This is a genomic window from Cytobacillus sp. BC1816 (genome assembly GCF_051353635.1).
Taxonomy (GTDB): domain Bacteria; phylum Bacillota; class Bacilli; order Bacillales; family Cytobacillaceae; genus Cytobacillus; species Cytobacillus oceanisediminis_C.
In genome coordinates this window covers 1,857,091-1,868,933 of the sequence record NZ_CP195611.1, presented here as the reverse complement: position 1 = coordinate 1,868,933, position 11,843 = coordinate 1,857,091, and the positions used below count along the sequence as shown (strand labels likewise).

Annotated in this window: 11 protein-coding genes; all 11 read right to left on the bottom strand. The window is 41.1% G+C overall.

Translation table 11 applies throughout. From position 1 onward, the window contains the following. Positions 1-756 (bottom strand): FliA/WhiG family RNA polymerase sigma factor, encoded by a 756-nt coding sequence (locus ACR42H_RS09810; protein ID WP_436375807.1) that lies wholly within the window; start codon positions 754-756, stop codon positions 1-3. Positions 757-1,040: 284 nt separating this feature from the next. Next, entirely contained in the window at positions 1,041-1,538 is a 498-nt protein-coding gene (locus ACR42H_RS09805; RefSeq protein ID WP_113881966.1) for a chemotaxis protein CheD, read from the bottom strand. Continuing rightward, positions 1,531-2,172 carry a chemotaxis protein CheC gene (locus ACR42H_RS09800; protein ID WP_113881965.1) on the bottom strand — a complete coding sequence of 214 codons (642 nt, stop codon included), beginning with the start codon at positions 2,170-2,172 and terminating at the stop codon, positions 1,531-1,533. Before ACR42H_RS09800 ends, ACR42H_RS09805 begins: the two co-directional genes overlap by 8 nt. Next, a complete protein-coding gene (locus ACR42H_RS09795; protein WP_113881964.1) occupies positions 2,169-2,645 on the bottom strand; it encodes a chemotaxis protein CheW in 477 nt (158 codons plus the stop codon). Before ACR42H_RS09795 ends, ACR42H_RS09800 begins: the two co-directional genes overlap by 4 nt. A gap of 33 nt (positions 2,646-2,678) precedes the next feature. Further along, entirely contained in the window at positions 2,679-4,715 is a 2,037-nt protein-coding gene (locus tag ACR42H_RS09790) for a chemotaxis protein CheA (RefSeq protein WP_113881963.1), read from the bottom strand. A gap of 19 nt (positions 4,716-4,734) precedes the next feature. Beyond that, positions 4,735-5,832, bottom strand: a complete 1,098-nt coding sequence (locus tag ACR42H_RS09785) for a protein-glutamate methylesterase/protein-glutamine glutaminase (protein WP_113881962.1) — start codon at positions 5,830-5,832, stop codon at positions 4,735-4,737. Between the two features lie 6 nt (positions 5,833-5,838). Then, positions 5,839-6,711: a MinD/ParA family protein gene (locus tag ACR42H_RS09780; RefSeq protein ID WP_113881961.1), complete on the bottom strand. Its 873-nt coding sequence runs from the start codon at positions 6,709-6,711 to the stop codon at positions 5,839-5,841. Then, entirely contained in the window at positions 6,708-7,856 is a 1,149-nt protein-coding gene (gene flhF, locus ACR42H_RS09775; protein WP_436375803.1) for a flagellar biosynthesis protein FlhF, read from the bottom strand. Before flhF ends, ACR42H_RS09780 begins: the two co-directional genes overlap by 4 nt. Continuing rightward, complete coding sequence (flhA, locus tag ACR42H_RS09770) at positions 7,853-9,889, bottom strand: flagellar biosynthesis protein FlhA (protein ID WP_436375800.1); 2,037 nt, start codon at positions 9,887-9,889, stop codon at positions 7,853-7,855. Before flhA ends, flhF begins: the two co-directional genes overlap by 4 nt. A 90-nt stretch (positions 9,890-9,979) precedes the next feature. Next, the gene (flhB, locus tag ACR42H_RS09765; RefSeq protein WP_113881958.1) at positions 9,980-11,065 is read right to left on the bottom strand and encodes a flagellar biosynthesis protein FlhB; all 1,086 of its coding nucleotides are present in this window, start codon (positions 11,063-11,065) and stop codon (positions 9,980-9,982) included. A gap of 1 nt (position 11,066) precedes the next feature. Beyond that, positions 11,067-11,843 carry a flagellar biosynthetic protein FliR gene (gene fliR / locus ACR42H_RS09760; RefSeq protein ID WP_113882148.1) on the bottom strand — a complete coding sequence of 259 codons (777 nt, stop codon included), beginning with the start codon at positions 11,841-11,843 and terminating at the stop codon, positions 11,067-11,069.

Here is an 11,843-nt window from a genome sequence, read left to right as displayed (position 1 = left end):
TTATATTGCTTTTTCCAGCAGCTGCCTAAGCTTAAAAATTGACTTTGAATGAATTTGAGAAATACGGGAGGTAGATAGGCCCATTACTTCGCCAATTTCTGTCAGTGTTAATTCTTCTTTATAAAATAAACTTAGCACCAGCTGCTCTTTTTCATTTAATTGTAAGATTTTTTCAGCCATTTCTTCCAAAATTTCATTCTTTAATACCTTTTCTTCTGGAATAATTGCTTTTTCATCCTTAATGGAGTAACTGCCATCCTTTTCTTCAGCATCGGGCTGTTCATCAATTGAAAGAATGTTAGCGTAAAAATGTTCGTTCATAACAGAATACACTTCATCTTCCTGCATCTCTGCTTCTTCAGCAATTTCATGCACAGTTGCATTGCGCATCAGCCGCTGCTCCAGCTTCTCAATGGCAGCTTCTATTTTTTTCGCTTTATCCCTCGTACTTCGCGGAAGCCAATCTTCTTTCCTTAATCCATCCAAAATTGCACCGCGAATGCGAAAAGAAGCATATGTATCAAATTTCAAATCTCTTGCAGGATCAAATTTTTCCAGAGCGTCATATAACCCCATTAGCCCCAGGCTTCGAATATCATCTCTTGAAACATTCTTCGGCAGGGTAGCGGATATCCGCTGTACATGATAGCTTACAAGAGGCAAATATTTTTTCACAAGAAAATTTCCCGCTTGAGCATCACGAGAGTCGACCCATTTAGCCCAGTATGTGCTTTCTTCTGTTATCAGGTCTGTCATGGCCATCCTCCTCAAACGTTTCCATTTCTATTAACTATTGTTAGTATATCAAAATGTTTCCTATAAAAATATTAACTACAGTCTTCACCGCTCACTTTTAACTAATCAAGAGGGGACGTGTTCTTCGAAGAAGTTATTGGAGAGATTTATAAATAAGCCGGAGAAAAATCAGCTTTATGGCTGGCGGTGATAATCTTGTAATTTACGGATTTTACTTACAGATTTTTAAAACCGGAATAAAAAAGCTGATTCTCTAAAAACTGCACATACTTTAAAACAGGCGTTTAAATAATCACTTGATCTTTGTTTACAGTCCGAATCATCAATTCGCCTGATTGAGGGTTGAATTCGATTGTTCTGCCGCTGTGGCCCCCAACATCTTCACCTAAAATGGCAATTTTCAAGAATGAAAGTTCCTGTTTTACTGCCTCTACGTTCCTAGGACCAATCCTCATTAAATCACTTCCGGAGGAGTACTTAAACATTTGGGCTCCGCCGGCAATTTTCGCTTTTAATCCTGAAGATCTAGCCCCGCTTTTCGCCAGAAGGCTCACTAAGTCCCTGATTGCAGTATCAGCATACTTAGCTGAATTAAAGCCTGCACCTTTGGCAAGAGAGGAATCAGGCAGCATAATATGTGCAAGCCCGGCAATTTCTGCGCTAAGGTCATAAAGAACCACACCTACACAGGAACCAAGTCCTGATGTCCTGATTAAGCTGGGGGTTTTAACAATATTCATATCTGCAATGCCTACTTTTACAACTTGAAGAAGATTATTCATGATCCGGGACTCCCAAGGCCTTAAAAATGATTTGAAATGATTCAGGGTCAGGAAGCAAAAAAAAGTGGCCATTTACAGCATCCGTATTTTGAACTTCTTCATTTAAAGCTGTATCAATTACGATGGCGTAATCGCTCACCTGTGAGATTTCCAGCAGCCCCGTGCCAATTATTGCTCCCACCATATCAATGCTTAGCATCGGCACAGAGGGAAAAAGTGATAGTTTGGTAAAATCCGATAAAGAAGATAAATAAGAACCTGAGAGAATGTTTCCAAGCTCCTGCAGTGCAGATAGGGCAAGTTCATCATATGGCAATTCATCTGCACGGAAAGGTATGTTTCCAGGCAGTTCTCGAATGAAGATTTCAGCCTGTTCAAGAGGCAGGACAAAAAACATGCTGCCTGGGGCGTCTCCTTCTATCCTCAGAAACACCCCGGCCACTACATTTTCTGCTCCTCCAGCCATATCAATCATTTCATCAAATGAAACAATTTTTACATCTGGTACAGACATATCAATTTTTTTATTGAGAAGCGTTGATAACGCAGTCGCCGCATGCCCTGCTCCAATATTCCCGATTTCTCTAAGAATATCCAATTTCATGCTGCTGATATTCTTGTCTAAAAAATTCATCCTGCTATCCCTTGTCCATCCTGGACTGTCAATTCTTCAGGATTCAGGACTCTTTCCAAATCTATCAGGATAAATAATCGCTTATCGATTTTCGTTACCCCTTTGATAAAATCGGCCTCTTCAGAACCGATTACCTCTGGAGGGGGTTCAATAGATTCAAGGTCCACATCAATGACATCATTTGCAGAATCTACAATCAGCCCAACTTCCATATCATCCAATACCGCGATAATTACTCGTGAATGCTCATTATATTCAGCCTCTTCCAGATTAAATCTGCTTCTGAGACTAATGATTGGCGTCACAACCCCCCGTAAATTGATGACTCCTTTTACAAAACCTGCTGTTCGTGGGACCCGGGTTATATGCTCAACCTTTTCTATTGAACGCACCTGATTAACCGGAATTGCATATTCTTTCTCTTTCAGCTGAAATACAATCAATTTTAAATCTGCGGCTGCCGTCTCAGTCATCCTGTTCACTCCTTTGTAAACGTCAAAATTAAATTATTTAATCAATGCATTACAGTCGACTATCAGTGCGACCTGTCCATCGCCTAAAATTGTTGCACCGGAAATGGCAAACACGCTGGTTAAGTAGTTTCCAAGGGATTTTAAAACCACTTCCTGCTGTCCAATAAAGGAATCTACAACAAGCCCTGCCATCTTTTCCCCTTTTCTGACGATGACAACGGAAATGAATTCTTCTTCAAGATTCTCAGATGGCACCTCAAAAATTTCCTTCAAAGAAAGGAGCGGAACCACTTTTCCTCTGAAATCAATCACCTTTTGATTGTGCGCACTTAAGATGTCTTCCTTTCTGATAATAGCAGTTTCAATAATAGACGATAGAGGGATTGCGTATTTTTCTTTCTCAATCTCAACGAGCATGACTGAAATAATGGATAAAGTTAATGGCAGCTGTATGGAGAAAATCGAACCCTGCCCCACTTTTGAATCTATTGATACTGATCCTCCCAATGACTCGATTGTATTCTTTACAACATCAAGCCCCACACCCCGTCCGGAAACATCTGAGATTTTATCAGCAGTCGAGAAGCCTGAAGCAAAAATCAGTTCATAAGCCTGTTTGTCCGTTAGAGTGGAAGCTGTTTGCTCTGTAATAATGCCGTTTTTCAGTGCTTTCTTTATAACCTTATCTTTGTTTATGCCTGCACCATCGTCTTCTATTTCAATGAACACATGATTGCCGCTGTGATATGCCTTTAATACGACATTTCCTTCTTCACTCTTTCCATTTTCTTTGCGGACTTCCGGTGTTTCGACCCCATGGTCCAGTGCATTTCGGATTAAATGAACAAGCGGATCGCCAATTTCATCAATAACAGTCCGGTCAAGTTCGGTTTCTGCCCCAACTATTTGGAGATTGATCTTTTTATTTAAATCTCTTGCCAATTGTCTGACCATTCTTGGGAAACGATTAAATACCGTTTCTATTGGGACCATGCGCATATTCAGAATAATATTCTGAAGGTCCCCTGAGATCCTTGACATATGCTCAACCGTTTCATGCAGTTCCTGATTGTTTAATTCCTTAGATATTTGTTCAAGCCGTCCCCTATCAATCACCAGTTCTTCAAACAAATTCATAAGGATATCCAATCTCTCGATATTTACCCTAATCGTTTTATTGCTGACTTGCTTTGCTGCCGGGGCTTTTTTTTCTTCTTTTGGCATATCTGAAGCAGCCTCTTCGGCCACTTCTGCGGCAGGCAGTACAGCTTCTGCCTCTTTAACAGCCTCCTGAGAGCTGTAGTTCCCCATAGATAGCGGCAGCACTTCAATCCTTTCCACTTCCGATACCTTCAAAAGTTTTTGACGGATATCTTCAGGTGTATCTTTAGTAATAATTGTTACGGAAAATTCCTGATCAAATTGCTCTTCTTCAAGCTGCTCAACTGAAGGTGTGGCTTTGATCACTTCCCCGCTCTTCTCAAGAACTTCAAAAACCATGTATACTCTGGCGGCTTTCAGCAGACAATCTGCCCGCAATGCTATTGATATTTCATAGGATTCAAAGCCCTGCTCCTTCGATTGCTGAATAACTGTCAATTCAAAATCATCATATGTACTCTTGATCAGTCCTTGCGGTTCTGCAATTGCTGCTGCCGTTTCGGCTCTCGCTGCAGACTGCGCCGGACTTTCCCCTTTTTCGATCAGCATTAATTTTTCTACAGCTTCGGAAACATCCCTTTTGCCGTCACCGCCTTCTGCAATTGACTGAACCATTGCTTCCAGATCATCAACAGCCAGAAAAACGACATCCAGAATTTCAGCATTCACTTTAATTTTCTGATTTCTGATTGCATCAAGGACATTTTCCATTTGATGGGTTAAATTTGCGAGATCTTCATACCCCATGGTAGCTGACATGCCTTTTAGCGTATGCGCTGATCTGAAGATCTCATTAACTATTTTAATATCTTCAGGATTTTTCTCTAATTCCAGAAGCTGTTCATTGCACGCCTGCAAATGCTCCTTGCTTTCTTCAATAAATACCTCTAAATATTGATTCATCTCCATGTGCCTGCACCCCTCGGCTTTAAACAAATTTCAATATGGATTCTGCTATACGTTCAATATTCTGCACATCATCTGCCAGACCGGACTCAATCACTGCTCTTGGCATTCCAAATACAATCGATGTTTCTTTTGATTCGGCAATAGCCTTTACTTCACCTTTTTTCTTCATTTCCATCAGGCCATTTTTTCCATCTGCACCCATTCCTGTCATGATAACAGCAATTTTTTGAATCCCGCTGATTTCACCTAAGGACTCAAACATCACATCAACTGAAGGCCTGTGTCCGTTCCTTGGCGGTGAATCATCCAGATGAATAACTAGATCCTTGCCTGATCTTGCTGCTGTTAGATGAAAGCCTCCTGGAGCTATGTATGCCGTGCCGTTCAGAAGAATATCCCCTTCCTCGGCTTCCTTTACCGATAAATCTGATAAACCGTTTAATCTGCTGGCCAGCGATTTCGTAAATCCGGCAGGCATATGCTGAACAATCAGTACCGGAGCGTTCAGATTTCCAGGGAGGTCACACAGCACTTTTTGAAGAGCCCGCGGTCCGCCTGTGGAAGTCCCTATGCAAATTAGCTTTCTGGGATTTGAACTCGATATGGAAGCAGAGCGGCTGATCTGCATAGATTGACATAGTTCTATTTTACTATAACTTTGCTGTAGTACGGCAGGTTTTTTTCCAATAGCTGAAAATTTAACCAGCCCTTTTATATTTGCCTTACTCGCCTGCACTATCTTTTCTGTTAATTCAGTTTTTATTTTATGCAGGTCCAATGAAATTGGACCAGATGGTTTCGCAATAAAATCTACTGCACCATATTCCATAGCTGTGAAGGTGTTTTCAGCACCTTCCTTCGTGGTGCTTGAAAGCATCACTACAGGAACGGGCATGGTCTTCATAATAATCTTTAGAGTTTCCAGGCCATTTAGGACCGGCATTTCAACATCCATGGTTACTGCATCAGGATTTAATTCTTTTATCTTCCTTAGACCCTCTTCGCCGTTTCTGGCTGTCCCGACAACTTGAATTCTGTCATCTTCAGAAAGGAAATCCGCAATCAGTTTTCTCATAAAGGCTGAATCATCTACTACAAGCACTTTGACTGTCTTCATGCTGATTCACCCCCTATTAAAAAGAAATTTTTTTAGTTTTAATATAAATTGGGCAGAATGGTGTTCACCAGTATGTCCGATTGGCCTGCCGCCAACTTTCTCAGTCATTTTCCGAATTGCTTTTGAAGCAGCTGAATTCCCTTGATGCAAAATAAAAGGGATTTGCCGTCTAACTGCCTGCTGTATGCTGTGATCATCCGGAATGATTCCTAAGAGGTCAGCCTCCCTCCCTAAAAATCTTGATACGACAGCTGAAATCCTCTTATACGTTTCCTTCCCTTCTCTCTCTCCTTCAGATCGATTAATGACCAAATGAAATGGAATCGTCCCATCCAAAAGGTGTATATGTTTCATTACAGAGTATGCATCAGTGATAGACGTTGGTTCAGGTGTCGTAATAACTGCAATTTCCTGGACTGAGAGTATGAACTTAGCCGATTCCTCTGTAATGCCTGCACCCATATCAAAGATGATATAATCATAGTTTTTGATGAGGTCAGCAAGTTCTTCTGTGAATCTTGAAATTTGCTCATCATCCAGTTTCACAAAATGCGAAAGGCCAGTCCCTCCGCCGATATAGTCAAGTCCAAGAGGACCCTCAGAAATAATATTTTTCAGTGGGATATTCTTTTCTAAAAAGTCAGCAATTGAATAGTTAGCAGACCTTCCCATTAGTATTTCAAGATTCCCCATACCAATATCCAAATCGAATAACAATACCCTGTCGCCAGTTTTGCATAGGGAAATGGAAAAATTCAATGAGAAATTAGATTTCCCTACTCCACCTTTTCCGCTTACAACTGCTATTGTTTTAACTTGATGATTTCGGCTGTCTTCTTCTTTCAGCCTGGCTCTTAGCCTTTCTGCCTGATCGTTCATTTTTTATTCCCCATTAGTTGTTTTACAATAGCCTCTGGCCCTGCCATCAGGATATCATCAGGAACATCCTGTCCATTTGTAATATATGCTGCACCTTTTTTGTATTTATGAATTATGTTGTACATGGAACCATAAGTTGACGTTTCATCTGCCTTTGTAAAGATCAGCTTATCAATGTCTATAATTGAAAACTGATTATAGATCTCTTCCATATCCTTTTGTTTCGAGGTAAGTGAAAGCACTAAAAAGGTTTCCATTTCATTTTCGAAATCAATGACATTCTTTAAATCTTCTACATACTGTTTGTTTCTGAAATTCCGCCCTGCTGTATCAATTAAAACCACGTCATATTCCTTCAGTTTATCGGCTGCCTGTCTGAAATCTTCTATTGTATAGCAAACTTCCAAGGGTATATTCAGGATACTTGCATAGGTTTTTAACTGATCGATCGCAGCTATCCTGTAAGTGTCGGCTGTGATAAATGCAGCCTTTTTTCTATGCTTAATAACACATTCTGCTGCCATTTTCGCCAAAGTAGTTGTTTTTCCAACACCTGTTGGGCCGGCTACATTGATATATTTTTTGCTGAGAGACATACCGCCAAATGGAATATCCTCAATTTGCTTTATAAGTTCATCGTGCAGCCAGTCCTCTATTTCAGAATCCTTAGCATTCGCACCGCACAGGTACCATTTCTCCAGCAATGCTTGAAGAACATGAACCTGAACGGACTTTTCAATTTCCTGTTCATCAAGAATGAACAGGGCTTTTCTTATCGCTTCGGGGTAAATTGAACCTTCCTGCTGTGCACCGGCAAAAGAGGAAATCATCTCTTTCAGGCTGCTTAGCTCTCTAATCAGCTCATCTGAAGTTTTTAAGCTCGAAATTTGAGCTTCTCCTGCACTCCCCCTGTAATGGTCTGAAGGAGCTGGGACCGCTGCCGGCTTTACTGAGGGCTTTTGCTCTAATTCCTGATTCGAGTCCACCGCGGCCATTACTTCAATAATCCTTTTTTTAAAAAAGCCCAGAACCCCGCCGGTATATACTACTCTTGAATTTAGAATTACAGCATCCTTGCCTAGCTCCGTCCGGATTTGTTTCATCGCATCAGGCATCGATGCTGCCATAAACTTTTTTACCTTCAATTAATATTCACCACCCCGACACTCTGAACTTCCGCATTTGCTTCAAGTTCGTTATAGGAAAGAATCGGTATTTGCGGAAAATACCTTTCTGTTAATTGCCTGACATACATTCTGACTGCTGGAGAACAAAGGACAATTGGCGTCTGCTCCATCAGTGAAAGCTGTTCCACCTGCGAAGCAATTGATTCCAGGATATCCTGCGATACGGTTGGGTCCATGGATAAATAATTGCCATGCTCTGTCTGCTGAACACCTTCTGCAACCAATTTCTCGACTTTCCCTGATAGGGTTACGACTTTTATGGAGTCACCCTGCTGTGAAAACTGGTTAGTAATTTGTCTGGCCAAAGCCTGACGGGCATACTCGGTAAGCAGGTCTGTATCACTTGTAGATTTTGCAAAGTCAGCAAGTGTTTCAAAAATAACCGGCAAATTCCGGATTGAAACATTTTCCCTTAGTAATTTCGCAAGCACCTTTTGAACTTCGCCCACTGACAATGGATTTGGGGTCACCTCTTCAACAAGGATTGGATAGCTTTCCTTGACATGGTCAATCAGCTGTTTTGTTTCCTGGCGGCCTAATAGCTCATGGGCATTGCTTTTTATTACTTCTGTAATATGAGTAGATACAACAGATGGAGGGTCAACGACTGTATAGCCAAATATTTCTGCCTGCTCTTTCATTTCTTCTGTTATCCATTTTGCCGGCAGACCAAATGAAGGCTCAATCGTATCAATACCTTCGATGCTATCATCTTCAATACCAGGACTCATGGCTAAATAATGATCGAGCAAAAGCTCGCCGCGTGCCATTTCATTTCCTTTTATCTTCAGCCTATATTCATTCGGCTGCAGCTGAATATTATCACGTATCCTTACCACAGGTATGACAAGCCCCAATTCGATCGCCAGCTGCCTTCTGATCATCACAATCCTGTCAAGAAGGTCACCGCCCTGATTTGTATCGGCAAGAGGAATTAGCCCATAGCCAAACTCGAATTCAATTGGATCTACATTTAAAAGGTTAACCACACTTTCAGGACTTTTCATTTCATCGGTTTCAATTTCTTCTTCCATCTCCAGCAATTGTTCCTTATCAGGCTGGGGAGTCTTTGCAATCGTGTAACCTCCGAAAATCATTAAGCCGCCAATCGGCAAAGTCAGCAAGAGCCCTATTGGTGTCAGCAAACCTAAAAGAATAATAGTTCCGCCAGTAACATATAACATTTTCGGATAAGCAAACAGCTGGGAAGTAATATCTTTACCAATATTTCCATCAGATGCTGCCCTTGTAACCACAATACCCGTTGCAGTGGAAATTAACAGTGCCGGGATTTGGCTGACAATTCCGTCACCAACTGTAAGCGTCGAGTATTTCATGGCTGCTTCTCCAAAAGGGAGCCCAAGCTGCATCATCCCGATGACCACACCGAACAGAAGGTTGATTAGAGTTATGATGATCCCAGCAATGGCGTCACCTTTAACAAATTTGCTCGCACCATCCATAGAACCGTAAAAATCAGATTCACGGCTGATTTTTTCGCGGCGTTCCCGGGCTTCATGCTCTGAGATCATACCTGCATTCAAGTCTGCATCGATACTCATTTGTTTACCTGGCATCGCGTCGAGTGTAAAACGCGCAGCTACTTCGGAGACCCTCTCAGATCCCTTCGTAATAACGATAAACTGGATAATGATGAGTATTAAAAATACAACAAGACCGACAATGACGTTTCCTCCGGTTACGAAAGAGCCAAATGTTTCAACGACTTTACCAGCTTCCCCTTCTGATAGAATGGACCTTGTCGTAGAAACATTTAACCCCAGCCTGAATAATGTCATTAACAATATTAACGAAGGAAAAATGGAAAATTCGAGCGCTTCCTTCATATTCATGGATGTCAGCAAAACCATTAGTGCAAGCGCAATATTTATAATGATCAGTACACTTAAAAGCCAAGGGGGAAAAGGGATAATTAGCATGGCTACTATTAGAATTACACTCATCAATACTGATAAGTCTCTTAATTGCATCGAAACTCTCTCCTTACAAAAAGCGGAAACGCCTTGGCAGCCCTTCAACAGCTTCCTAAGACCAGCTATTTCTATTAAATATTAATCTGGTTAAATTTTGTTTTGGATTCTGTACACATAGGCTAAAATTTCTGCGACAGCTTTAAAAAATTCTTCAGGGATGGCCTGCCCTATTTCCGCCTGGCTGTATAGAGCCCTGGCAAGAGGCCTGTTTTCAACAGCAATCACATCATTTTCCTTTGCGATTAATTTAATCTTTTGGGCAACAAAGTCAACCCCTTTTGCCACTACGATGGGGGCATCACTTTTGGTTTCATCATAGCTCAGAGCTATGGCAAAATGAGTTGGATTGGTAATGACCACATCCGCTTTAGGGACTTCCTGCATCATCCTTCTCATCGCCATTTCCCTCTGCCTCTGTTTAATCTTGGATTTAATTAATGGATCCCCTTCAATATTTTTGTGCTCATCTTTTATATCCTGTTTTGACATTCGGATGTTCTTTTCAAAATCATATTTTTGATATAGATAATCCAGGACCGATAAAAACAGGAGTGCCGCTGAAGCAATTAAACCCATTTGAACGGTCAGGCTGGCAAGTGTGACCATCGCTGTTCCAACCGATTTTTGAGAAAGAATTAATATTTCATCTATTCTTAACCATAAAACAGCAAACGCAGCGACACCCACAAAAGCAATTTTGAGCATCGACTTCAGCAGTTCCACGATCGCTCTCATGGAAAAAATCCGCTTGAATCCTTTTATTGGATCCATTTTCTCCAATTTAGGCTGTATAGCTTCTGTTGAAAAAAGAGTGCCCACCTGCATAAAGTTTGCAGTAATCCCCGCCAGCATAGCAACCAGCATGATGGGACCTAAAAAAAGAACCAATTCTTTTAAGACATCGAGAAAGATTACCTGTATATTCGCCTCTGTCAGCGGCATCATCATATAATCGTTAAATGAGTGCGTAAAAATATATAAGATGATATTCTTCAAATACGATCCGGCAAACAGCAGAAACAGAAACACAGCAAGAAGGACGATGGCTGTATTTACATCCTGGCTTTTTGCTACTTGCCCTTTTTTTCTGGAATCCTGCCTCTTTTTCGGTGTGGCTTTTTCTGTTTTTTCTCCGGAAAAAAGCTGAAGATCTAAAGAGAGCAATAACTTCATTCTAAGAACCTCCCATAAGTTCCATGAGCCCTCTCATTGTCTGGAGCATCGATTCAAACGCAAGGGAAACAGCATACATTAATACGCTCATAACAATGATTAAAACAATAAAACTAACGCCAATTTTCAAAGGAAGGCCAACGACAAAGACATTTAGCTGCGGAACTGTCCTGGCAACAATCCCTAATGCGACATCAACAAGAAATAGACTGCCAACAACAGGAATGGACATCTGAAAGGCAATAACGAACATCGTATTCAGGGCTTTTATGACATATTCCGCCATATCCTCATCCCCAAAAGAAATCCATGCCTGATCCAGAGGGATAAAATGGTAGCTATAGAACACTCCATCAAGCATTAAATGGTGCCCATTGACAGTTAATAGAAAAAAGAGAGCTATCGTATACAAATACTGTCCCATTAATGGACTTTGTGCGCCTGTTTGAGGATCAATCACATTTGCAATGGCAAAACCCATCTGGAAATCAATGAACCCCCCTGCAATTTGAATCGCAGAAAGAATCAAATACGCTATAAATCCTACCATCAGCCCTACTAATGCTTCTTTAATTATTAAAAGAAAATATGTGCCGTCAATTTCAAGCACTGGCACATCCATTCCCAGGAACATTATCCATGCCAGAAAGAAGCCAAGGCCAATTTTATGTGCGGCCGGTATGGATCTGTATGAAAAAAGGGGCATCATTAAAAAGAAAGATGTCACCCTTACAAAAATAAGTAAAAAGGCAGGAAAAGAAGGCAGAAAATCTAACAT

Excerpts from the sequence above, each read along its gene's own strand:
- ACR42H_RS09780 (WP_113881961.1), bottom strand. The coding sequence starts at position 6,711 with ATGAACGATCAGGCAGAAAGGCTAAGAGCCAGGCTGAAAGAAGAAGAC.
- ACR42H_RS09805 (WP_113881966.1), bottom strand. The coding sequence starts at position 1,538 with ATGAATAATCTTCTTCAAGTTGTAAAAGTAGGCATTGCAGATATGAAT.
- ACR42H_RS09790 (WP_113881963.1), bottom strand. The coding sequence starts at position 4,715 with ATGGAGATGAATCAATATTTAGAGGTATTTATTGAAGAAAGCAAGGAG.
- ACR42H_RS09800 (WP_113881965.1), bottom strand. The coding sequence starts at position 2,172 with ATGAATTTTTTAGACAAGAATATCAGCAGCATGAAATTGGATATTCTT.
- ACR42H_RS09795 (WP_113881964.1), bottom strand. The coding sequence starts at position 2,645 with ATGACTGAGACGGCAGCCGCAGATTTAAAATTGATTGTATTTCAGCTG.
- ACR42H_RS09810 (WP_436375807.1), bottom strand. The coding sequence starts at position 756 with ATGACAGACCTGATAACAGAAGAAAGCACATACTGGGCTAAATGGGTC.
- flhB (WP_113881958.1), bottom strand. The coding sequence starts at position 11,065 with ATGAAGTTATTGCTCTCTTTAGATCTTCAGCTTTTTTCCGGAGAAAAA.
- ACR42H_RS09785 (WP_113881962.1), bottom strand. The coding sequence starts at position 5,832 with ATGAAGACAGTCAAAGTGCTTGTAGTAGATGATTCAGCCTTTATGAGA.
- fliR (WP_113882148.1), bottom strand. The coding sequence starts at position 11,843 with ATGTTAGATTTTCTGCCTTCTTTTCCTGCCTTTTTACTTATTTTTGTA.
- flhA (WP_436375800.1), bottom strand. The coding sequence starts at position 9,889 with ATGCAATTAAGAGACTTATCAGTATTGATGAGTGTAATTCTAATAGTA.